Consider the following 21,710-nt stretch of genomic DNA (forward strand, 5'->3'; position numbering starts at 1 on the left):
CGCGACGACTACATCCGCGATTCCATCGCCGGCATCGGCCGCTGGAACCGCGTGATCGAAAAGGCCGGCTTCGGCTTCCGCCTGCAGGCGCCGCACAAGGCGTTCAACCGCCACATCGGCACCTTCGACGGCACCCGGGTTTCACCGGACGGCCGCGTGATCTCGGAAGCCGAATGGGCCGCGAACGTGCGCGAGTGGCTGCCCACCGAGGAAGACCGTGCTTATGTCGCCTCGCTGATGGGCCGCGTGATCGAGCCGGGCAAGATGGCCAACTGGATCGCGCCGCCGGTGATCGGCATTAACCGGCAACCGATCAACTTCGAGTACGTGCGCTTCAACTGAGGCGAGGCTGGCTGCGCCGCGCCTGATGCTTGTCATGCGCACGCTCGCTCGCTGTCATTCCCGCCTTCGCGGGGATGACAGGGAAGGCGGGGATGGCAGGGCAGCCTCGCATCACACTAACCGATTACCATCATGAACGCTCCAGAACCGATCGCCTTCATCAAGCAGCACCTGATCGACCCGGAAGTCTGCATTCGCTGCAATACCTGCGAAGAGACTTGCCCGATCGATGCCATCACCCACGACAGCCGCAACTACGTGGTGAAGGCGGACGTCTGCAACGCCTGCGGCGCCTGCGTCTCGCCATGCCCGACCGGGGCCATCGACCACTGGCACACGGTGCCGAAGGTCTCGGCCTACAGCCTGGAAGAGCAATACGGCTGGGATGAACTGCCGGCGCAGCACGAGATCGATCCCGCGGTGCTGGACGAGGTGGCCGCCGAGAACGCCGGCGAGGCAAGCGCGGAAACGGCGCAGACCAATGCCGCGGTGTCGGCGACCTCGCCCACGCCGCCGTGGTCGGCCGCCCATCCGTACCTGAACCTCTACACGCTGAAGAATCCGGTGACGGCGACCGTCGCCGGCAACTACCGGCTGACCGCCGAGGATACGGAGAGCGACATCCGCCATATCGTGCTGGACTTCGGCACCAGCGTCTTCCCCGTGCTGGAAGGCCAGTCCATCGGCATCGTTCCGCCGGGCATCGACGCCTCCGGCAAGCCGCACTACTTGCGCATGTATTCGGTTGCCAGCCCGCGCAACGGCGAGCGCGACGGGTATAACAACCTCGCGCTGACGGTCAAGCGCGTGGTGGAAGACCACGAGGGCAAGCCAGCGCGCGGCGTGGCCTCGAACTACCTGTGCGACCTGCCCAAGGGCGCGACGGTGCAGGTGACCGGGCCGTTCGGCGCGAACTACCTGATGCCCAACCACAACGGCTCGAACATCCTCATGATCTGCACCGGCACGGGTTCCGCGCCGATGCGGGCCATGACCGAGTTCCGACGTCGCGCCCAGCGCAAGGGCGAACCCGGCAGCGGCAAGCTGATGCTGTTCTTCGGCGCAAGGCGGCCAGAGGAGTTGCCTTACTTCGGTCCGCTGCTCAAGCTGTCCGACCAGTTCATCGACAAGCATTTCGCGTTCTCGCGCGTGCCCGGCGAGCCCAAGGCCTACGTGCAGGACAAGATCCGCGAGGCTGGGACGGCGGTGGTGGACCTGCTCAAGGGCGACACCTATCTGTACATCTGCGGCCTGAAGGGTATGGAGACCGGCGTGATGGAAGCCCTTCGCGAAGCCTGTGCCGCGCGCGGCGTGGACTGGAGCGAATTTCACGGCCGGATGGTGGCCGAGGGCCGTTTCCACGTCGAGACCTACTGAATCCCGGCGCCGGCCGGCCAGCGTGCCTGCCTGCCTGCTGCTAGGCAGGCAGGTCCAGCCGCGCGATCTTCCCGTAAAGCACGGCCTCGTTCTTTTCTTCCGCGGCGTAGCGCGGATCGCCGTTCGCGCCGAACGCCGCCGCGACGTCTGCCCAGTCCTCGTCCAGCAAGCAGGCGGATGCCGCCGGAAAGACGATCGTTTCCTCCAGCCGGAGATGCGCGACCTGATGGTCGCAATAAGTCTCCAGCAGCCCGGCGAACTCCAGGAAGGCAGGCGGAAAGCCGGAATCGAACCGGTCGAGCGCCGCCTCCATCTTTTGCAACCATCGTTCACCCTCCCTGTGCTGGGCGCTCAGCTTGTCGAGTACCTGGTCGAACTCGCCGGTCCGCTGGCGCAGGCGCGCGAACAGGGTCTGGTCTTCCTTCGGATGGTGCAAGCGGTCGGGAACCGTGCGGATGTAGTCCAGCATCAGGCGGATCGGCTGGCAATCCAGCGATCGCTGGTTGATGGGGCCCTGCCGGCTTGCCGTGACCACGCCGAGCAGGGTGTCGAGCACCGTTTCCAGCGCATGATGCTCGGCGAGGAGGATGTCCAGCGCCTGCTGTTGGGATGGAGCAGGGTTGGAAGGGGAGGAGTGGTTTGCTTGACCGTTGGCCATGATGATTTCCTTTCATGCTGTGCTCATACTGTATCGGGCAGGGCAGGGCGGAATCCTTAACCTGGATCAAGTTTGCCGGCATTATTCTGCATGTTCGGGCGAATATGACGGATCGCCGATGTGGTGCGATGCATGTCCGGCCCGGCGGATGCGTCCTGGGTGGCCATCCGGATGGCCGCACGGGCGAGGGCTGTAAAACGCAAGAGCAAATTCGCAAGGCGCCGAAAAGCGGGGCAGGTTTTCCACAATGGCGTCCGCCAATTTGAAGGTTTTCGCGCGACAACCTTGATAAAAATCAAGCCAAACTATACATTGGACACTTCTCAACAAAGCTGCATCCTGGTGGCCTCGCGCTCCCGCCGCTGCCTGACTACACACCATGTCCGTCACCCCTCGCACATCGGGAGCGCGCCGTTCTGCCCTGCATGGTTTTCTTGCCGCCGGCGTGGTGTTGCTCGCCGGGTGCAAGAGCGTGACGCCGGTTGAGAAGCCGCGCAATCCGCCGCAAGCCGCTGCGGCTTCGGCTGCATCTACAGGTTCCCCTTCCACCCCCGCCGTTCTTCCGGTGACCGTTCCCGCGCCTGCCCCCGCGCAGCGCCTGCCCGCGAATCCGCAGGTCATGGTCTATGCCAGCGCCACCACAGAAGCGGCGCTGGCCAAGTCCGGCGTGTCGGCGCGCGCCTTTGCCCAGCAGTGGGAGCAGATGCTTCGCCGCCACCGGATTCCGGGCGGGATCACCACCAGCATCGACGACATCGAGCGCCTCGCCGCGCCGGTTCTCGTCCTCCCCGGCGCCTCGCACCTGACGGCCCGCGAAATGGTCGCGGTGGCGTCGTACCGGGCGCGGGGTGGTTCGGTGCTCGCCACCGGCGCGGTCGGCAGCAAGGATGAAAACGGCAAGCCCCTCGGCTACGGCTTCATGGAAAACACCCTCGGCGTGGGCGTGGCCGGTACGACCGAAAAGGAAGAAAACGATACCTTCATGATCCCGTTCGGCGACAATCCCGTGTCGCACAGCCTGCCCGCGGGACATCGCGTATGGCTGGAACGGGTGAAGGACTTTTATCCGCTACGCCTGACCGGCGGCCAGCCTGCGGCCACGATCATGGACTGGTCACGCAGCGCGGCCGGCGACAAGCCGGCGACGCTGATCGCCTTCGACGAGCGCGTGGATGGCGAGCGCGCGTCGCGCGCCGTGGTATTCGGCTTTTCCGAGCGGCTTTGGGACACCCTGGAGCCGCGCGCCATCAACGCTCTCGCGCACGATGCCCTCATGTGGCTGCTGCGCTTGCCCTCGGCGAACGTGGCCAGCTGGCCGCATCCGGCCTTGAGCGCCACCGTCGTCGCCATCGATTCCGCCGATCCGCTGATCGACACCGACCTCGGCCTGCCGGCCGCGATCGCCGGGGAGGGCGCGCGAGCCAGTTACTTCATCCTCTCCGAGACCGCGCCAGAATCGCTCGAGCTGATCAAGAAGATCCGCCTCGCGGGCCACGACGTCGGCTACATGGGCGACCGATTCGAAGGCTTCAAGAACCAGCCGCCGGCGGTGCAGCGCAAGCGCATGCAGACCGCGCTCACCGAATTGCAGAATGCCGGCGTGGCCATGGTCAGGGATGCCGGCGTGCATCCGGTCATGGATTCCCTGGACAACACGACCATCGATACGCTGCGCGACATCCGCGCCGGCTACGTGGTGGTCGGCGCCGAGGAAACCGAGGCGCGCCTGCCCTTCTTCGCGGGCGGCGAGGGCGCCCCGGACCGCGAGCGCGACCGCATGGTGCTGCTGCCGCGCACCCAGGTCGCCGCGGACGACGTCATCGGCGAAGGCGATCCCAAGGTCGGCATGCGGACCTTCCTGCGTGAACTGGAACTTGCCCATGCCGGCGGCGCGCTGTCGATGCTGCGCATCCTCGGACAGACCACGCTGGAAGAGGCGCAGATGCGCACCATCCGGACCGCCATCGCTGCGCGGCGCGACCGCACCTGGATCGCCACCGGACGCGAGGTCGCCAACTGGTGGCGCACCCGCTCGCATGTCTCGGTAACGATCGATTCAATGGCATCGCCGCCCCTGCTGGTGGCTACCATCAACGCCATGATGCCGCCGACGCACGCGCCCTCGGTGCTGGTAACCCTGCCGCGCGCCGGCGCCAGGCTGCAGCTGCGGGCCGCGCCCGGACAGATCCTGCCGGCGGTCGCCGGCTTCGACGACTGGCGGGCCGCGCTGGTGCTCGACGGCCTGCCACCCGGCATCTACCGCTGGCAACTCGTTTTCAACCGTCCCCGCAACAAGGACGTGACCAATGGAGAGTAAGCAATGACCCATCATTTCCGGCGCCGCCGATCGCTCGTCTGCGCGCTCCTGGCGTCCGGCGCCGCCGGCATGCCGATCCTTGCCGCGGCGCAGAGCACCGGCCTGCTGTACGACCCGCAGCCGCCGGCCGACTCAGCCTACGTGCGCGTCATCGCGCTCGGCGCGGGCCCGGTGGACGTGAGCGTCGCCGGCGTCAAGCGCATCAAGGGCCTCGCTGCGGGCGAGCCGAGCGAGTACATGGTGCTGGCCGCCGGCAAGCACCAGTTCGAGCTGAGCGTGAACGGCAAGCCGGGACGCCGCGCCGCCGTCAACGTGCAATCCGGACGCGTGCTGACGATCGCCTTTGCGGGCGCCGAGGGCGACGCGCCAATCGTGTTCGAAGACCGCGCCAATACCAACAAGCTCAAGGCCGTGCTGGCGGTGTACCACCTGCATGCCAAGAGCGGCGCGCTCGACCTCCTGGCCGGCGACGGCAGTACCCGGGTCTTCCAGAACGTGGCCTACGGCAGCAGCAGCGCGCTGTCGGTCAATCCGGTCTCGGTCGACGTGTTCGCGGCCGCGGCCGGCGACAAGGCCAAGCTGGCAAGCGCCTCGCTGGCCATGGCGCCGGGCGGTACCTACAGCCTTTTCCTCGTGCCGGGCCCGAAGAATGCCCTCGAGTTGCATGCCCTGACCAACCGGATCGAACGCTATACCGGTTCCCCGAAATCCTCCTGACCGCCAACCATGCGAACCATGAAGACACTTTCCCGCACTCTCCTGATGCTCTGCGCAGCCGGCCTGGCCGCGCCCGCCTTCGCCGCCGATCCGGCGCCCGGCATCCTCGGCAAGGATGACTGGCTGTTCTATCGCTTCGAGCTCGCCGAACCGTCGGACAATGCCAGCATTTCCACGTCGGTCGGCCTGATCCAGCGCTTCGCCAAGGTCCTCGCCGCCAACGGCACGACGCTCGCGGTGACGATGGTGCCGATCAAGATGCGCATTTACGCGGAACACCTGCCGGACAACCTCAAGCTGTCCGACTACCTGGCGGGCAACTATGAACGCGTGGCCGGCGAGATGAAGGCCGGCGGCGTCAACGTGCTCGACCTGAACACCGCGTTCATGACCAGCCCGAAGCGGACCGGGGACGCGCCGCTTTACTTCCGCCTGGATACCCACTGGGCGCCGAACGGTGCGCTGCTTGCCGCCGAAACCATCCGCGCCCAGATCGACGCCAATCCGGCGCTCAAGAAAGTGTTCGACGCCACGCCGGAAGAAGCCTACAAGATCGTCAACGGCAAGCGCCGCCAGAATGCCCGCGCGCGCGACCTGATCGAGCAGCTGCCCAAGCCGGCGCCGACCTTCGCCCCGGAGTCGATCATTCCCTTCGAAGTCACCCGTGTCGCGCCACCGAAGCAGGACTTGCTCGGCAAGACCGCAGTGCCTCCCGTCACGCTGGTGGGAAGCAGCTATTCGCACTCCTGGACCGGCTTCCCCGATGCGCTGCGGGGCGCCCTGCAGCGCGACCTGCTGTCCATCTCGGTCGGCGCCGACCAGGGCTCGTGGGTGGGCATGGAAAGCTACCTGCGCGACGACGCCTTTCAGGGCGAGCGTCCCAAGCTGCTGATCTGGGAAATGCCGGAACGCGACATGCGCGCCGCGCCCAGCTACAAGTTCCGCGACGCGCGCTACGTCATGGACAACACCGATTGGCTGTTGCGCGCCGCAAGCTGGGCGCAGCAGAACTGCGCCGCCGGCGCGCCCGGCGTCAAGCTGGCAACGACGGGATTGGGGGCGAACCCGGCCAACCTGCGCGGCGGCGACCTGGTGAGCGGCCCGACCTCCGATGCCGATTTCGTGGAACTCGCCGTCGACAAGCCGGCGGACCGCCTCGATTTCCTGTGGGGCAGCATCATGGCCAGCGGCTCCAAGCAGGTCACCATCGAGGCCAGCGGTCCCAGCCTTCCGGCCAAGCGCATGACCATGACGGTTGCCGGCGACGACGCGCCGCACGCGCTCAAGGCGCCGCTGGCGGCAGGCGCCACCAAGGTCAAGCTCTATCCGGGCAAGACCGATAAGTTCAGCCTGTCGCAATCCAAGCTTTGCCGCCTGCCAGACGACCTCCTGAAATAACGACGCCGTTCCATCCCGGTGCCGGCAATGATGACATTGCCGGCACCGCGCAACCGAGTGCCGCGCATGGTATTTAGCTCCCCCCTGTTCCTGTTCGCCTTCCTGCCGCTCTTCCTGGCGTGCTACTACCTCGTGCCTGCAGGGTGGCGCTCGGCCACCATCCTTTTCTTCAGCTACCTGTTCTATGCCTGGTGGCGTCCGGAATTCCTGCTGGTGCTCGCAGCCGTTTCCTGCGCGACCTACGGCATCGCGCTCGCCATCGAGGCGGCGGCCAGCCCGCAAGCAAGACGTTACTGGCTGACGCTCGGCGTCTGCGGCAACCTGGCCGTGCTGGCCTATTTCAAGTACGCGAACTTCGGCATCGAAAGCTTCAACGCGGCGCTGTCGACGATCGGCATCGCGCCCTTGTCGATGACGCAGATCATCCTGCCGATCGGCGTGTCGTTCTACATCTTCCACGCGATCTCCTACCTGGTGGACATCTACCGCGGCGAGGCGAAGCCCGCGCGCAACCTCGTGGACTTTTCCGCCTTCATCGCCCTGTTTCCCCATCTCGTGGCGGGGCCGGTGCTGCGCTACCACCTGCTCGCCGAACAATTCCGCTCGCGCGTCCACTCGCCGGAGCGCTTCGCGCGCGGCTGCCTCATCTTCATGGCTGGATTCTGCAAGAAGGTCCTGATCGCCGACAGCGTCGCACCGCTGGCCGACGCGGCGTTCGCGAGCCACGCTCCCGGCCTCGCCGATGCCTGGCTGGGCGCGGGAGCCTACACAGTACAGCTCTTCTTCGATTTTTCGGGCTATAGCGACATGGCCATCGGCCTGGCCCTGATGCTCGGCTTCGTCTTTCCCGCCAATTTCAACGATCCCTACCTGTCGCGCTCGATCACGGAATTCTGGAAGCGCTGGCACATGTCGCTCTCGAACTGGCTGCGCGAATATCTCTACGTGCCGCTCGGCGGCAACCGCCATGGCACGGCACGCACCTACCTCAACCTGTTCCTGACGATGCTGCTCGGCGGACTGTGGCATGGCGCGGCATGGACCTTCGTTCTCTGGGGCGCCTGGCATGGCGCCATCCTCGCCGCCGAACGGCTATACGACCGGCGCGCGGGCACGATTGCCTTGCCGGCGCCGGTGGCGGTCGGCAAGACGCTGCTGCTGGTGATGATCGGCTGGGTCTTGTTCCGCGCCGCCGATCTGGGCGGAGCCATGCTGATGCTCGGCGGCATGGCGGGGTTCGGCGGCACGTCCATCGATCCGGCGGTGCGTCTCGCCGCGACGCCGGACCGACTCGCGATGCTGGGCATCGGCACGCTGCTCGCCTTGTCGCTGCCGCGCCTGCGGCAGGCGGCGCCCGCCTGGGCCTGGGGCCTGGTCCTGCCGTTGTTCGCGTGGGCAGTGGCGACGCTGCTCGCGCAGAGCCATACCCCGTTCCTGTATTTTCAGTTCTAGGAGGAAGCATGAGCGACGAAGGATTCCTTCCAGAACGCGCCCGCTGGCCGGCACGCATCGCCGGCGTGACGATGCTGGCATTGATGGCCGCCGGCGCATGGCAGATGGCGGACGCGGTCCGTCGCCAGACCGCGCCGTCGACTTCGCGCGCCGATTTCCTCGAGGGTCGCACCACCGCCGCCCTCGAAAAATCGCTGGCGGAAGCCTTGCCCAGCCGCGACGCCGCCATCGCGCTCGCCAACGGCCTGCGCTACCGCCTGCTCGGCGGCGCGCCGGAAGCCGTCAGGACGGGGCATGACGGCATGCTGTTCCTGACCGAGGAAATGACCTGGCGCCGGGATGCCTGGCGCAATCAGGCGGCGCGCATATCGCTGCTGGCCGGCACATCGGCGTCATTGCAGAAGCAGGGCGTGGCGCTGGTCGTGGTTCTTGTGCCGGACAAGGCACGCATGCTTCAGCAGCAGGTAAGAGGCGGGTATCCCGCCGTGCTGTCGGCACGCTACCAGCGCGCGGCGGCCGACCTGCGCGCGGCGGGCGTGGCGGTCGTAACGCTGGATGACGCACTCCAGCCACGTGCCGGGCAGGCCTATTACGGCAGCGACACCCACTGGAACCAGCGCGGCGCGCATGCCGCAGCTGATGCCGTTGCGAAGCAGGTCGGCGGCATGATGCAGTTCAGCGAGCGGGCCCAGTTCCGCACGAGCGAAACCGGCGGGCCGGCGCCGCGCGTCGGCGATCTCGTGAAGATGATGGGACTCGCCAACGCCCCCGGCTGGCTTCGCCCGCCGATCGATAGCGAAGCGCCCTTGCAGACCGAGCAGGTTGGGGCAAAGGACGTCGGTGCGGCCGGGCTGTTCGGCGCGACCGCGGTTCCGGTCACGCTGGTCGGAACGTCCTACTCGCTGCGCGCGAATTTCCATGGATTCCTGCAAGAGGCGCTCGGCGTATCGGTGCTCAACGCCGCCCGAGACGGCGCAGGGTTCTTGCAATCGATTGAGGAATACCTGCGCAACGAGGCGTTTCAGTCGGACAAGCCGAAGCTCATCATCTGGGAAGTGCCGGAGCGCTTCCTGCAGGCGCCGCTTGGGGGGGAGAAGGGGTTCTTCGCGCGGACGGGGCTTGGTCCGGCGGGGGATTGAATTTGGTTGGGGGTCGTGATTGCGTTTGGTGTTGCGGTTGGCGGTGAGGCCGCTTGTGTAAGTTCGGCATCTCTTTTGAGGGGAGTGCGTCGAGATGGGGTTCCGGTTAACTTGCTGTTCTTTGAGTGCGACCGAAACCCATCCCCACCCTAGCCCTCCCCTTGAAGGGGAGGGGACTTTGCCTCGCCTTCGGCATCGTGCTCCCCGCGGTCGGGACAGGTTCGAGTCATGCCGATGCGGCAGGAGGTCGATCCACCAAATCGTTCTCGGGTGATTACTCCGGCGGAGAACGGCATCCCCTCAACCCATCGAACAAGGTCGCCCGACGTGATTCCCACATGGGGGTTGGTTTTCCAGCAGCTTTATTTGGGTACTTTCTTTATCTGCTGATAAAGAAAGTACCTGGGCCGCCGGGACCAGCCCCGGCAAGCCCCCACGGAGTGGGAGCCGCAACTTGGTCACCGGAGAGACACGCGCACCCCCCCTCTCATCTCACATCACCGCGGCACAATCGCAAACTGCGGCCCGTTCTGGTAATCCGGCTTCACCGACCGCTGCATGAACTTCTGCCACGCGCTCGCCGCATTCGCCGTCCCCCCATCCACGCTGTACGCCAGCGCCGGCTGCATGTTCGACGGATACCCCGTATTCGACGACGAGTACCCCAGCATCTCGCCCACCGACAAGCCCAGCGCCGCGGCCATGTCACTGCCGCCGCAGGCCAGCGACGTCTGCGCCGATGGAATCGTCGACTGGTACACCTGGCTCATCGTCGTGTAGAAAGCCGACGCGCTGCTGTCGCGCATGTTCATGCTGTAGTTCGCGCCGTAGATCCAGCAGAAGCCCGCGTCCAGCATACGCGCCACCGGGAACTTGCCCTTCCACGCCAGCAGGCTCTGCGCCTTCGTGAAGCCCAGCTCGTTGGCGCGGCCGATGGCCGAGGTGAAGAAGTCGTCCTGCCACGGCGCCACGCCGGTGGCGTTGTTGTACGCCAGGGCATAGCCGTTGGTCAGCACCCCCAGCGCATTGGGCGTGCTCGCCGCCGAGCCAACGTAGCTGGCATTGAACCAGTCCAGGTTGTTCGACAGGAAGGTGGTGAACTGCGACTTCAGCGCGTCCTTGTCAGGCGTGATGTAGGCGGCTTCGGCCAGCATGCGCATGGCCCACGCCTGGCCGCGCACCTGGTCGGACTTCACCAGTCCGGCCGAGAAGTTGCGGTAGGCCGGCGTGTACTGGAACACGTCGTACATCGCCCAGAACTGCAGCTCTTCCAGGTGGTAGTAGTCGCCGGTGAGCAGGTAGGGCACATACGAGAAGTCCGGCTGGTGCGCCGCGTCCGGCGTGATGGCGGTGGCGCAGTTGGTGCAGGCCGGGAAGGCTTCGCTCTTGCCGGTGGCCGGGTTGATCATGTCCCCGGCATTGGCCAGCAGGCTGGCATACGGGTAGTTGAGGATGCTCAGCGGGCGGTCGGTGTTGCGGTCGCGGTAGTGGATCGGCCAGCTGCCGGCCAGGGTGGCCGTGCCGAAGGCGGCGTCCTTGACGTCCTTGCTGCCCGAGAGCAGGTACATCACCGTCCAGGCCGGTTGCAGGCCGATGTCGGGGCGGCCGCCGGTGTCGGGCATGTAGGGCGCGGCCAGGCCGGGGCCCATGGGTTCGGTCTTGGCGCCGGTCCAGCTGGTCTTGATGTCGGAAATGGCCGTGCCGGAGACGACCACGGACGGGTCGTAGTTAGGGATGGCGCGGCTGGCCTTGAGATAGGCGGTGTTGTGCACCAGGTGGGTCTGCGGCGCGGCGCCCCACCACAGTTCCTTGCGCCAGCGGGCATGGTGGTAATGCGTCATGCCGGTCTTGGTGTAGGCGGCGGTGCCGCCGACGAGCAGCTGCACGTCGTAGGTGAGGTTGGAAGGATTGGGTTCGTAGGCCCAGTTGTTCTCGATGGTGACGTCGACGCGGGCGCGGTTCAAGCCGGCGTAGCTGCGGATGGCGAAGCGGGCCATGAGGTGCGGATGGGCGGTGCCGGACGAGGTGGTCAGGGGCACGTTGACGATCCACTCGCTGGCCAGGGGGCCGGAGAGCCAGGTGGTGTAGGCGCCGCTCTTGAGGGCGGCGTCGGCGGAAGCGGAGTACTGGACGCCGCCGAGGTTGATGCTGGCGCTGGCGGTGAAGCCGGCGTTGAGCAGGGCGGCCGGGGTAGGCGCGCTGCCGGTGGCGGTGGCGGAGGCGGCCTTGACGAGGTTGAGCGTGAGGGACTGGCCGGCGCTCATGGAGGGCACGACGGCGGAGAGGATGGCATGGCGCACGCTGCCGTCGGGATGGGTGGCCTTGGTCTCGACCTGGACGGGCACGGTGGTGCCGTTGGACAGGGTGCCGCTGAGGCCGTCGGTGGGCAGCAGGGCGCCGGGGGCGAAGGCTTGGCCGAAGGTGACCGGGACGTTGCTGTCCGTCGCGGGCGACAGGTTGGATATCGCGAGGGTGGTGATCGTCGCGCCGGTAGGGACCGGCGCCGGGACCGGGTTCGACGACGTCCCCGCGCCGGCGGAACCGTCTGCCTGGCCATTGCCGGCCTGGGTGCTTCCGGCGCTGCCCGTGGTGGTCGTGCTGCCGGGAACGCCGGTGCCGTCCGGGCTGGTTGCGTTCGTGAGGCCGCCTCCTCCTCCGCCGCCGCAGGCGGACAGCGCGATGGCGGCGAGCAGCGTGGAAAGCAGTTCGGTCTTGCGGTGGATGGGCGATCTTTTCATCGGTTATTCCTGTTGCGCGCGGCGGCGCTCGCTACCGCGCGCATGAGTGAGGTGCCGCCCTGTCAGGGCTTGTAGAGGTAGACGTTCTGTGTCGTGCTGTTGGCGAGCACGAAGACCTTGCGCGCGGCGCTGTAGCGGAAGCGGCCGTAGGTGCCCCATTGCTGCTGGGCGGGCGGGACGTCGCCGGCAGGCGCGAGCTTCGACCAGGTCGAGGTGGACGGGCTGTAGGTGTAGACGCTGCGGTCGCCGCCCCAGGCATAGAACAGGTCCTGCGCATCCGCGTAGACCAGGCCCGGACGGCTGCCCAGCCCCGCAGGCGCGGCGCCGTTCGACGGCACGATGGCATAGGTCTGCGTCGCGTTCAGGCTGGCGGGCGAATTCAGGTCCCAGCGGCGCATGGAGTAGCTGCCGTCGCTTTCCGGGAAGAGGGTGTAGAGCTGGTTGCGCTTGCGGTCGATGTCGGTGCCTCCGCCGGCATCGTAGTTGTTGACGCCGTAGCGGACCCATTGATTGCTTTCGGGGATGTATTCGCCGATGTTGCCTTCCGCGCCGGCAACCGCCCAGATGTGGCCGTTGGCCGCCACCGCCGTCTGTCCGCGCGCGCCGATGCCTTGCGGGCGGTCGGCGATACGCGACCATGTCGAGGTGGCGGGATCGAAGCAGACGGAGACCGGCGAGCCGGCAGCGCTGACGTAGTAGGTTTCGCCGATGGAGCAGTAGCGGCCGAGCGGGTCGACGAACACGCCGCCATAGGTATGCGAGGAGCGCGGCTGCTGCAGGTCGAGCTGCGACAACACCGGCTCGGTGAAGCAGGCGCTGTACAGCACCTGGGTACCGGCGGCGTTGAGCACGCTGGCCGGGAGGTTGACGGCGCCTTTCGGATAGAAGCCGCAGCTTTCGAGGCGCGAATCGTGCCACGCGGCGGAAGGCGAGTCGCCTGTGGATCCGCCGCCCATTTCCGACAGGCGCATCCACTTCATCTGCGCGAGGTCGAACGCGAACATGTTGTTGTACCAGGAGTCGGCGTGACCTCCGCCATAAACCACCATCCGGTCGCGCGCGTTGTCATACGCGCCGCCGCTCCATGCCGACATGACGGCTTCGCAAGCATAGGAGTTGTAAGGCAGCGGGCAGGCGTCCTTCATCATGGTGTTGGGCAGCATCTTCCACGAATTCGAAGGCATGGCGGCAATGATGGCATCGACGGCGCCGCTGCCGACGGGCACCGGCGTGGGAGCGGGGGAGGGCGATGCCGGAGTGCCTGGTGAGGTGGTGGGAGTTGGGGTCGGAGCAGGAGACGTCGATGGGGTTTCCGGCGACGCCGTCGCGCCGCCGGCGATCGCGCCGGGCGAATTCACTGCCAGCGATTCGCTGCTGGCCGTGCTCGCCGCGTTCGCATCGGCGCTGCCGGACCCGCCGCAGCCGCCGAGGAGGGCGGCCAGCATCGCGGTCAGCATCAGGGGAGGAGCGGTATGTCGCATCGATCTTTTCATCACCATCGTATTCGGAGTCATTCAAAAACAAACTAAAGGCAAATTGAGGGCCGCAGGGCGGGGGATTTCGATTCCGCCCTACAAGATTGCAATAAGGCACGTGTTATCCGGGAAAGTTCAAGCAAGAGTGAAATGATTTGTAATTACTGATGACAAGCCAGCTCGCCCTTGCGGCCGGATATCGCGGGACACGAGATCGCCACCATCACGGCCGCTCAAGCCGTCGTTGCGGGCAGCGCGCCGTTTCTCCTGGCGTACTTCGCCATCAGCCAGCGGCGCACCGGAATGTCATACGCCCGTTCGATCCACATCGCCGCCGGAATGAGCATTGCCACCAGCACGATGCCTCCGTACGGGGTGAGGGCGGTCTGCGATCCGCTCAGCAGGAAGGACGTCACGTGGGCTACCGGCTGATGCAAGACGTAGATCGGATAGCTGCCCGAACCCAGCGCCAGCAGGGCGCCATCCAGCTTCGTGCGCGGCCCATGGGAAGCGGCGAGCACGCACAAAGGAAACAGCAGGGACACCGCCAGCATGTCGATGATGGCATCTGCCTCGCCCATGCTGGGCGAGGCGAGCACTGCAAGCACGGCAGCCATGGCGATCCAGGGCGCAGCGCGGGTTCGCAACGTCCGGGGCGCCTTGTGGATGACTTTGTGCACGAGTGTGCCGAGGAGGATGCCGAACGCGGCGCGCGCGAAGCCGGCAAGGATGGACCCGGCGCCCCAGGTGAAGCCAATGTTCAGGCTGCCGCGGTCCAGCGCTGCGACAAGGCAGACGAGGCCAAGCAGCAGGAGTGCCGCAAGCGTGCGGACGACGGTGAGACGCGGCCGCAAGACCGCATACAGAACGTTGACGATGAGCTCGAAGAAGAGCGACCAGTAGGGGCCGTTCAAGGGAAACAGCGCCGCGCCCCTGCTCATCCCGGAAGGCAGCATCAGCGCGGTCAGGGGAATGATGATCAGCAGCGCTTCCAGCGTCAGTTCCGCGTCCGGCCGCCGGAGCAGCTGTCCCAAGGGGATGGCCGCGCTCAGAAGAAAGGACAGGAAGAACACCGGATAGAGCCGGATGATGCGAATGACGCTGAACTCGGTGACGCTCATCGCGCCGCTGGCCAGCTTCCTGCCGTAAGCGTTGGCGATAACCACGCCGCTCAGGATGAAGAAAAGGTCGACCGCGAGATAGCTCCTGAAGAGCGAAAACCCCCAGAAGCTTTCGGTGTGGCGTGTCAGGACGAACAAGGCCGCGAGGCCGCGGAGTCCGTCGAGGTACACGAATCGGTTTGACTGCATGACTGCTCCCTATTGCTGCCGGTGTCGTTTTGCTGTCTTGCTGCAGGCTTGTTGCATGTGCGCGTCCCGAAGCGCGTCATCCTGCAGAAGCTGACATGATCGGCATGCATTTCCGGCCTGCCCTTGGCTACCCGTTTTTGTTTGATTGGTTTTGTTCGATGCTTCGTCGATTGCTCGTCGGCGCGCGAAGAAACGCCATGCGTTTCCATGCAGTGACATCTTCGGGCGACGTGCTGCGCTTGCGAAAAGTTGAAGCAATAAAAGTACCAATAATCAAGAGGCAGGACACAAGCCGGTTTCCCGGTGGTTCGGTCAAATCGCTTGATTAATGTGTAAAGTTTTTCGACGGTTGTCTTGTGTCCAGGCGTGTATCGGCCATCGCGCGGCAGGACGCGGCATGATGCTGCCAGGCCCCCGTTCGTCACCCACGAGGACGTTTCAGCGGGCTACCAGTTCGAATTCTGGAGGTCGGGGCCATCGGCATGCCGGGCGAGGTATTCCCTCAGGAATTCGACGAAGTGGGACACCTTGGCGGACAGGTTGAGCCGCTCGAGATAGACGGCAAAGACGTCGGCCGGCGGGGTATCGTAGTCGCCTAAGACCTGCACCAGGCGGCCGCTGCGCAGGTACTTGGCCACATCCCACTCCGCGCGCATCAGGATGCCGCGCCCTTCCAGCGCCCAGTTGAGCGCCACCTCGCCGTCGTTGGTACTGAGCTTGCCATGGACCTTGACCGTCTCGTGGTTCTTGCCGCGGCTCAGGCGCCAGTTGCCATAGGCGGTCTCGTTCTGCCGCAACACGATGCACTGGTGCTGGGTCAGGTCGTGCGGATAGGCGGGAATGCCTGCGTTCCGCAGGTAGCCCGGCGCAGCGCAAAGCAATCGCCGGTTGCTCGCTACCTTCTTGGCGATCAAGCGCGAATCCGGTACGTCGCCGAAGCGTATCGAGACATCGATCGCCTCGTCCGGCAAGCCGATCGGCCGATCGGTCAGGTGAAGCTGGACCTCGACATCCGGATAGGACCGGGTGAACCCGAGTACCGCGGGGCCGATGTAGGAGCGGCCGAAACCCAGGGGAGCATTGACCCGCAGCAAGCCCCGCGGCGCCGCACGGCTGCTCGACACGCGGCGTTCCATTTCATCGATGTCGCTCAGGATGCGCTGGGCATTCTCGAAATACACCTCGCCCTCGCCCGTCAGGCTGATGCGTCGCGTCGTCCGGTTCAGCAGGCGCACCCCGAGCCGTTCTTCCAGCAACGACAGCCGCCGGGACACTGCCGGGGGCGTCAGGTTGAGCTCCCGCGCCGCGGCGGTCAGGCTGCCTTGCTTCACGAGGACACAGAAAAAGGCGAGTTCGGAGTCGGCGTTCATTCGTCAGTTTTTTGGAACAATGAATTAAGTTTATATCGATTCATCTGCAAATGAAACGATTTAAGCTCCGCACCACGCTATCCCGAACACAAGCGGCGAACCCCGCCGTTTGCGACGGCGCGCATCACCGCAACGCGAACCGGCGCGAAGACCGGCGGCGTTCGCATCGTCCCGCTTTAAAGACCAAGGAGACATCCTGTGAACAAGGATATTGAACGGCGCACACTGCGCAAGATCACGTGGCGCATCGTGCCATTCATCATGCTCTTGTATTTCATCGCTTACATCGACAGGGTCAACATCGGCTTCGCCGCCCTGACGATGAAGCAAGACCTCGGCTTCAGTGCGTCGATCCTCGGCTTCGGCGCGGGCATCTTCTTCTGGGGCTACTTCCTGTTTGAAGTCCCGTCCAACGTCATCCTGCACAAGGTCGGCGCGCGGATGTGGATCGCACGGGTCATGCTCACGTGGGGCATCATCTCCGGCGCGATGGCCTTCGTGCAGGGAACCACCAGCTTCTACGTGATGCGCTTCCTGCTGGGCGCCGCGGAAGCCGGCTTCTTCCCGGGCATCATCCTTTACCTGAGCTACTGGTTCCCGGCGCGCCATCGCGCCGGCGTGACGTCGTTCTTCATGGCGGCGGCACCCATTTCCACGGCGCTCGGTTCGCCCATCTCCGCGGCATTGCTCGAGATGAACGGCGTTATGGGCCTGCGCGGCTGGCAGTGGATGTTCGTCCTGGAGGCGATTCCCGCCGTCATCCTCGGCGTCGTCGTGTTCTTCTACATGACCGACAAGCCGGAGAAAGCCACCTGGCTGAAGGAAGACGAACGTACCTGGCTGGTCAACGCGATGAACGAGGAAGCCGCCGGCAAGGCAGATGGCGCCAAGCATGGCATCCTCAGCGGCCTGGCCAATCCGCGCGTGCTTGCCCTGGCCCTCATCTATTTCGGCACCTCCGCCGGCTTGTACACGATGGGCATCTGGGCTCCGCAGATCATCAAGCAGCTTGGCGTCTCGTCCATGACCGTCGGCTTCCTGAACGCCATTCCGCCCATCGTTTCCGTCGCCGCAATGATCCTGTGGTCGCGTCACTCCGACCGCACCGGCGAGCGTACCTGGCACGTCATCCTGGCCTGCCTTGCCGCTGCAATAGGACTCGTCGTTGCCGCAGGCGCCAATGGCATGGTGGGCCTGATCGCCGCCCTGACGCTGGTCAACATCGGCATCAGCTGCGCCAAGCCGCCGCTCTGGAGCATGCCGACGGGCTTCCTTTCCGGCGCCGCCGCCGCGACCGGAATCGCGACGATCAATTCGATCGGCAACCTTGGCGGCTTCGCCGGTCCGGCGATGATCGGCTGGATCAAGGACCAGACGGGCAGCTTCACCGGAGGACTTTACTTCGTCGCCGGCCTGCTGGTCCTGTCGGCGGTTCTCACGCTGGTTCTCTCGCGATTCAAGGTGGCCGCCCCCGTTCCCGCCAATGCGCTCGCACACTGATCACCGAACCCTCAACACTGATTTTTTCGCAAAAAAGGAGTTTCACATGGAAAAGGAAGCAGCCGTTCAATCGCTGACGGATACCATGGCCAAGTTCACCGCCTACATCGGCAAGCGCCTGCCGAAGGACGTCAAGGCCAAGCTCGCCGACCTGCGCACGATGGAAACCAATCCCCTGGCGAAATCCATCTACGATTCGATGCACAGCAACCAAGAAGCCGCCGACAAGCTCAACCGTCCGAGCTGCCAGGACACGGGGGTCATCCAGTATTTCGTCGAAGCCGGCGCGGCCTTTCCGCTGCTTGGCGAACTCGAAGAGATCCTGAAGGAAGCCACCGCCGAAGCGACGCGCATCGGTCCCTTGCGCCACAACGCCGTCGAAACCTTCGACGAGAAAAACACGGGGACCAATACCGGAACCAACATCCCGTGGCTCGACTGGCGCATCGTTCCCGAAAAGGATAGCTGCACCATCGACGTCTACATGGCAGGCGGCGGTTGCACCTTGCCTGGCGCGGCCAAGGTGCTGATGCCCGGCCAGGGCTACGAAGGCGTGGCGGAGTTCGTCATGGACGTCATCACCGAACGCGGCGTCAATGCCTGCCCGCCGCTCCTGGTCGGCGTCGGCGTATCCACCTCCGTCGAGACCGCCGCGCGATTGTCCAAGCTCGCCATCATGCGCCCGGTCGACTCGAAAAGCGCCAACCCGCGCGCCGCGCAGATGGAAGAACTGCTCGAGCAGGGACTGAACGAGATCGGGATCGGCCCCCAGGGGTTGACCGGCAACCATAGCGTCATGGGCGTCAACATCGAATCGTCCGCCCGCCATCCATCCACCATCGGCGTGTCCGTGAATACCGGATGCTGGGCGCATCGCCGCGGAAAAATCCGCATCAACACCGACATGTCCTATGAAATTCTTTCCCATGAAGGAGCGGTACTGTGAAAAAGGTCCTGACTACCCCAATCAAGGATGAAGACCTCGAAGGCCTCAATGTCGGCGACGTCGTGTATCTGACCGGCCGCCTCGTCACCTGCCGCGACGTGGCGCACCGCCGATTGATCGAGCAGGGGCGCCAGCTTCCCGTCAACCTGGAAGGCGGAGCCATTCTCCATGCCGGTCCCATCGTCCGCAAGAAGAAGGAAGAGGAGGGGTTCGAGATGGTGTCGATCGGGCCGACGACCAGCATGCGCATGGAAAAGTTCGAACGCGAATTCATCAGGCAGACGGGCGTGAAACTTATCGTCGGCAAGGGCGGGATGGGGCCGGAAACCGCCGCGGGCTGCCAGGAAAACAAGGCGGTGCACGCCATTTTTCCCGGAGGCTGCGCGGTTCTCGCGGCAACCCAGGTCGAGGAGATCGAAGGCGCCGAATGGCAGGATCTCGGCATGCCGGAGACCTTGTGGATCAACCGGGTCAAGGAATTCGGCCCGCTGATCATTTCGATCGACACGAAGGGCAACAATCTCATCCAGCAGAACAAGGCTGTGTTCAATGAGAAAAAGAAGCCGATCCTGGAAAGGATCAGCAAGGAGCTTAGCTTCATCAAGTAGGCGGCTTATCTGTTGGCAAGGCGCTCATGCCGGACATGCTTCCGGGGCCGGTGCAAGGACCGCGCGGGAAACCGCGCGGTCCTTTTCGTTTTTTCCTCGACGATTTGGGTTCAGTAAGCTAGGCCAGCATAAGCTTCCCGATCGGGATGAAAAACCAATTATGGACCGACATCATTGGACATCTTCCCGATCGGTAAGAATATATTGTCATCGCCAAACATTGCGTGATAAGCTTCCCGAACGGGAAGAAAGGATTGCGCATGACTAAAAGAATTTCCTCAATCGAAAAAAATTGGGACTTGCCAGTCAAGGTGAACACAACCATGGAGGTTGGCGCCGTGATCCAGAGAAGCCGCAAGGAACAAGGCCTGACGCAAATCGATGTCGCCGGACTGGCCGGGTTGGGGGAGCGGTTTGTCGTCGAGCTTGAACAAGGCAAGGAAACCATCCAGATGCAGAAAGCGATGAATGTGCTTGACCTGCTGGGCCTGGAAGTCGTGATCCGGAAGAAAGGAGCGGCGTGATGGCGGCGACGTCGACCATGCCGGATGCCCTGGATGTCTTCTCGGGAAACGCCCTCGTCGGCACCTTGTACCGCACGGATCCCTTGTCGTTCGCCTATGGCGATTCCTGGCTCAACCATCCCGGGCGCATGGCAGTTCATCCTGCGTTGCCCCTGGCCCCGGAGCGGTACGAAGGCGATTATGTGCATGCGTTCTTCGAGAACCTCCTGCCGGAAGGGGACCAGCGCAAACTGATCGAAATCCGATACAAGGTCTCCAGCGTGTTCGGCATGCTGGCTACCATCGGCGGCGACACGGCAAGCGCCTATGTCTTGCTTCCTCAAGGGCAGCAACCGGAAAAGCCGGTGTATCAAAGGCTGACGTGGGAGCAAGTAAACATCCTTCTGCATCATGGCGCGGCGAATGCCGGCGAACGCGCCGCCATCGACCGCGACGCGGCGGGGATGCCGCTGCCGCGCGTTTCGATTTCCGGCGCCCAGAACAAGATGTTGCTGAACGTGGACCGGGATGGCGTTCCCTGGCGGCCGATGGGAGCGTCGCCATCAACGCATATCATCAAGCCGGACATGGTGCGGCCGGACTTCAACGTGTTTGCCTCCGCCGCAAACGAGGCGATCATCATGCGTGCCGCAAGGCGATGTGGATTGAACACGGCGACCGTGTACTACCAGCCCATCGCGCAGGCATGCGTCGTGGAACGGTACGACCGCGTCAGCCAGGCGGATGGCAGCCTGGCACGCTTGTGGCAAGCCGATTTTTGCCAGATCGCAGGCAAGCCGTCCACGGTGAAATACGAGCATGACGGCGGTCCCGGCTTCAAGGAATGTTACGAGATCGCAGGCATGTCAGCCAGGCCCGCGCTCGATCGGCTTGCGCTGTTGCGATGGCTGTTCTTCAACCTGTACGTTGGCAATAATGATTCACACGCCAAGAACCTGTCCTTGCTCCAAACGGAAGAAGGATTGCGCCTGGCGCCGTTCTACGACCTGATGTGTACCCGCGTCTATTCCGGGCTGGCGCCGCAGTTCGCTTTTACCCTCGGCGGAGAGCATGATCCCGGCCGGATGAATGCGAGCCACTTGCAGGCATTGGCGGCGTCGCTCGGCATCAAGCCGGATTACCTGCGCAGGCAGGCGGCATTGATGGCAAGTCGGCTTCCAGATGCGATCGACATCGCGGCAAACGAGATCACACCCGTCCTGGGCTTCTCGGACAAGGTGCTCGTACAGAGGATGGTCTCGAAAATAAGAAGCCTGACCCGGCAAATGGCACGCCGGCTGACGGGCAAGGACATGCCCGAGGATGAAGCAGCCCAGGATGAAGCAGAGGGCGAAGGCTAGGGCGGCCTGCCAGCATCGCAGTCATTCCCGTGTGCCGCGGAATGACGGAGACAAGGTAGCCGGTTTTGGAAAATGCGCTCTTGGGAAAGGAGAGAAAGAATGAAATTCAGGCATTACAAAGGCGGCATCTACGAATTGGTGTGCGAAGCGACCATGGAGTCCGACCACACGCCACTTATCGTCTATAAAGCCGCGAACGGCACGATCTGGTGCCGGCCCAGGTCCGTTTTCTTCGAAATCATCGAAGTCGACGGTCAACGCGTTCAGCGTTTCGCGCCTCTCCAAGACGAGGAAACGTAAGGGGTTCAAGGCCGATAAGGCGTGTCGGGCATCTTTGCTGAACGACTTTGCCTTTAGTTTTACATAACGCAAATTATGCGTAATTTGCTTGTGGGAGCCATTTTAAAATGTCTCAATCTAGCCAGATTCAAATGTCCATTTTCTGGCTAGGTCAAGCTGGAACTTCCTTTCCTTTCAAGGAGTTCCGCCATGGCGAACC

General features: G+C 64.4%; 18 protein-coding genes and 1 pseudogene. 14 read left to right on the plus strand and 5 right to left on the minus strand.

Annotation, left to right across the window (positions count from 1 at the left end; all coding sequences use genetic code 11):
• Both G3574_RS08275 and boxA read left to right on the plus strand, forming a co-directional pair.
• Positions 1 to 342, plus strand: a pseudogene (locus G3574_RS08275) (benzoyl-CoA 2,3-epoxidase subunit BoxB); the annotation flags it as partial.
• Between the two features lie 132 nt (positions 343 to 474).
• Positions 475 to 1,719 carry a benzoyl-CoA 2,3-epoxidase subunit BoxA gene (boxA, locus tag G3574_RS08280; protein ID WP_163961922.1) on the plus strand — a complete coding sequence of 415 codons (1,245 nt, stop codon included), beginning with the start codon at positions 475 to 477 and terminating at the stop codon, positions 1,717 to 1,719.
• 40 nt (positions 1,720 to 1,759) lie between these two features.
• Here boxA and G3574_RS08285 read toward each other — a convergent pair whose 3' ends face one another.
• Positions 1,760 to 2,377, minus strand: coding sequence for a hemerythrin domain-containing protein (locus G3574_RS08285; RefSeq protein WP_163961924.1), 618 nt, complete (start codon positions 2,375 to 2,377; stop codon positions 1,760 to 1,762).
• Positions 2,378 to 2,756: 379 nt separating this feature from the next.
• Here G3574_RS08285 and G3574_RS08290 point away from each other — a divergent pair, with 379 nt between their 5' ends.
• From G3574_RS08290 to G3574_RS08310, 5 genes are all read left to right on the plus strand, one after another.
• Complete coding sequence (locus G3574_RS08290) at positions 2,757 to 4,694, plus strand: type 1 glutamine amidotransferase family protein (protein WP_163961926.1); 1,938 nt, start codon at positions 2,757 to 2,759, stop codon at positions 4,692 to 4,694.
• Between the two features lie 3 nt (positions 4,695 to 4,697).
• Positions 4,698 to 5,411, plus strand: coding sequence for an alginate O-acetyltransferase AlgF (locus G3574_RS08295; RefSeq protein ID WP_163961928.1), 714 nt, complete (start codon positions 4,698 to 4,700; stop codon positions 5,409 to 5,411).
• An 18-nt stretch (positions 5,412 to 5,429) separates the two neighbouring features.
• Positions 5,430 to 6,809, plus strand: coding sequence for an alginate O-acetyltransferase AlgX-related protein (locus G3574_RS08300; RefSeq protein ID WP_163961930.1), 1,380 nt, complete (start codon positions 5,430 to 5,432; stop codon positions 6,807 to 6,809).
• A 66-nt stretch (positions 6,810 to 6,875) separates the two neighbouring features.
• Positions 6,876 to 8,261, plus strand: a complete 1,386-nt coding sequence (locus tag G3574_RS08305; RefSeq protein WP_163961932.1) for an MBOAT family O-acyltransferase — start codon at positions 6,876 to 6,878, stop codon at positions 8,259 to 8,261.
• Positions 8,262 to 8,269: 8 nt separating this feature from the next.
• Positions 8,270 to 9,400: an alginate O-acetyltransferase AlgX-related protein gene (locus G3574_RS08310; RefSeq protein WP_163961934.1), complete on the plus strand. Its 1,131-nt coding sequence runs from the start codon at positions 8,270 to 8,272 to the stop codon at positions 9,398 to 9,400.
• Positions 9,401 to 9,897: 497 nt separating this feature from the next.
• Here the strand turns inward: G3574_RS08310 and G3574_RS08315 are convergent, their stop codons facing one another.
• The 3 genes from G3574_RS08315 to G3574_RS08325 all read right to left on the minus strand — a co-directional run bounded on the left by G3574_RS08315 (position 9,898) and on the right by G3574_RS08325 (position 14,923).
• On the minus strand, positions 9,898 to 12,138 hold the full coding sequence (locus G3574_RS08315; RefSeq protein ID WP_235953182.1) for an RIFT barrel domain-containing protein: 2,241 nt from the start codon (positions 12,136 to 12,138) through the stop codon (positions 9,898 to 9,900).
• A gap of 62 nt (positions 12,139 to 12,200) precedes the next feature.
• On the minus strand, positions 12,201 to 13,619 hold the full coding sequence (locus tag G3574_RS08320) for an NHL repeat-containing protein (RefSeq protein ID WP_163961936.1): 1,419 nt from the start codon (positions 13,617 to 13,619) through the stop codon (positions 12,201 to 12,203).
• 227 nt (positions 13,620 to 13,846) lie between these two features.
• Positions 13,847 to 14,923 carry an acyltransferase family protein gene (locus tag G3574_RS08325; protein WP_163961938.1) on the minus strand — a complete coding sequence of 359 codons (1,077 nt, stop codon included), beginning with the start codon at positions 14,921 to 14,923 and terminating at the stop codon, positions 13,847 to 13,849.
• Between the two features lie 95 nt (positions 14,924 to 15,018).
• Here G3574_RS08325 and G3574_RS08330 point away from each other — a divergent pair, with 95 nt between their 5' ends.
• Positions 15,019 to 15,252, plus strand: a complete 234-nt coding sequence (locus G3574_RS08330; RefSeq protein WP_163961940.1) for a hypothetical protein — start codon at positions 15,019 to 15,021, stop codon at positions 15,250 to 15,252.
• A 117-nt stretch (positions 15,253 to 15,369) separates the two neighbouring features.
• Here the strand turns inward: G3574_RS08330 and G3574_RS08335 are convergent, their stop codons facing one another.
• Positions 15,370 to 16,293, minus strand: coding sequence for a LysR family transcriptional regulator (locus G3574_RS08335; RefSeq protein WP_163961942.1), 924 nt, complete (start codon positions 16,291 to 16,293; stop codon positions 15,370 to 15,372).
• Between the two features lie 198 nt (positions 16,294 to 16,491).
• Here G3574_RS08335 and G3574_RS08340 point away from each other — a divergent pair, with 198 nt between their 5' ends.
• The 6 genes from G3574_RS08340 (at position 16,492) to G3574_RS08365 (ending at position 21,511) form a co-directional block, all read left to right on the plus strand.
• Positions 16,492 to 17,793, plus strand: coding sequence for an MFS transporter (locus tag G3574_RS08340; protein WP_163961944.1), 1,302 nt, complete (start codon positions 16,492 to 16,494; stop codon positions 17,791 to 17,793).
• A gap of 46 nt (positions 17,794 to 17,839) precedes the next feature.
• On the plus strand, positions 17,840 to 18,739 hold the full coding sequence (gene ttdA, locus G3574_RS08345; RefSeq protein WP_163961946.1) for a L(+)-tartrate dehydratase subunit alpha: 900 nt from the start codon (positions 17,840 to 17,842) through the stop codon (positions 18,737 to 18,739).
• On the plus strand, positions 18,736 to 19,347 hold the full coding sequence (gene ttdB, locus G3574_RS08350) for a L(+)-tartrate dehydratase subunit beta (protein WP_163961948.1): 612 nt from the start codon (positions 18,736 to 18,738) through the stop codon (positions 19,345 to 19,347). Before ttdA ends, ttdB begins: the two co-directional genes overlap by 4 nt.
• 260 nt (positions 19,348 to 19,607) lie before the next feature.
• Positions 19,608 to 19,871, plus strand: coding sequence for a helix-turn-helix domain-containing protein (locus G3574_RS08355; protein WP_163961950.1), 264 nt, complete (start codon positions 19,608 to 19,610; stop codon positions 19,869 to 19,871).
• Positions 19,871 to 21,211, plus strand: coding sequence for a type II toxin-antitoxin system HipA family toxin (locus tag G3574_RS08360; protein WP_163961952.1), 1,341 nt, complete (start codon positions 19,871 to 19,873; stop codon positions 21,209 to 21,211). The genes G3574_RS08355 and G3574_RS08360 overlap by 1 nt, the downstream gene beginning before the upstream one ends.
• A 99-nt stretch (positions 21,212 to 21,310) precedes the next feature.
• Complete coding sequence (locus G3574_RS08365) at positions 21,311 to 21,511, plus strand: DUF1653 domain-containing protein (RefSeq protein ID WP_163961954.1); 201 nt, start codon at positions 21,311 to 21,313, stop codon at positions 21,509 to 21,511.
• The last annotated feature ends 199 nt before the right edge of the window (positions 21,512 to 21,710 follow it).

The sequence above is a fragment of the Noviherbaspirillum galbum genome, from assembly GCF_010974945.1.
GTDB lineage: Bacteria > Pseudomonadota > Gammaproteobacteria > Burkholderiales > Burkholderiaceae_D > Noviherbaspirillum > Noviherbaspirillum galbum.

Bases quoted from the DNA above. Each gene is read 5' to 3' on its own strand.
- boxA (WP_163961922.1), top strand. From the start codon at position 475: ATGAACGCTCCAGAACCGATCGCCTTCATCAAGCAGCACCTGATCGAC.
- G3574_RS08285 (WP_163961924.1), bottom strand. From the start codon at position 2,377: ATGGCCAACGGTCAAGCAAACCACTCCTCCCCTTCCAACCCTGCTCCA.
- G3574_RS08290 (WP_163961926.1), top strand. From the start codon at position 2,757: ATGTCCGTCACCCCTCGCACATCGGGAGCGCGCCGTTCTGCCCTGCAT.
- G3574_RS08295 (WP_163961928.1), top strand. From the start codon at position 4,698: ATGACCCATCATTTCCGGCGCCGCCGATCGCTCGTCTGCGCGCTCCTG.
- G3574_RS08300 (WP_163961930.1), top strand. From the start codon at position 5,430: ATGAAGACACTTTCCCGCACTCTCCTGATGCTCTGCGCAGCCGGCCTG.
- G3574_RS08305 (WP_163961932.1), top strand. From the start codon at position 6,876: ATGGTATTTAGCTCCCCCCTGTTCCTGTTCGCCTTCCTGCCGCTCTTC.
- G3574_RS08310 (WP_163961934.1), top strand. From the start codon at position 8,270: ATGAGCGACGAAGGATTCCTTCCAGAACGCGCCCGCTGGCCGGCACGC.
- G3574_RS08315 (WP_235953182.1), bottom strand. From the start codon at position 12,138: ATGAAAAGATCGCCCATCCACCGCAAGACCGAACTGCTTTCCACGCTG.
- G3574_RS08320 (WP_163961936.1), bottom strand. From the start codon at position 13,619: ATGCGACATACCGCTCCTCCCCTGATGCTGACCGCGATGCTGGCCGCC.
- G3574_RS08325 (WP_163961938.1), bottom strand. From the start codon at position 14,923: ATGCAGTCAAACCGATTCGTGTACCTCGACGGACTCCGCGGCCTCGCG.
- G3574_RS08330 (WP_163961940.1), top strand. From the start codon at position 15,019: ATGATCGGCATGCATTTCCGGCCTGCCCTTGGCTACCCGTTTTTGTTT.
- G3574_RS08335 (WP_163961942.1), bottom strand. From the start codon at position 16,293: ATGAACGCCGACTCCGAACTCGCCTTTTTCTGTGTCCTCGTGAAGCAA.
- ttdA (WP_163961946.1), top strand. From the start codon at position 17,840: ATGGAAAAGGAAGCAGCCGTTCAATCGCTGACGGATACCATGGCCAAG.
- G3574_RS08355 (WP_163961950.1), top strand. From the start codon at position 19,608: ATGACTAAAAGAATTTCCTCAATCGAAAAAAATTGGGACTTGCCAGTC.
- G3574_RS08360 (WP_163961952.1), top strand. From the start codon at position 19,871: ATGGCGGCGACGTCGACCATGCCGGATGCCCTGGATGTCTTCTCGGGA.
- G3574_RS08365 (WP_163961954.1), top strand. From the start codon at position 21,311: ATGAAATTCAGGCATTACAAAGGCGGCATCTACGAATTGGTGTGCGAA.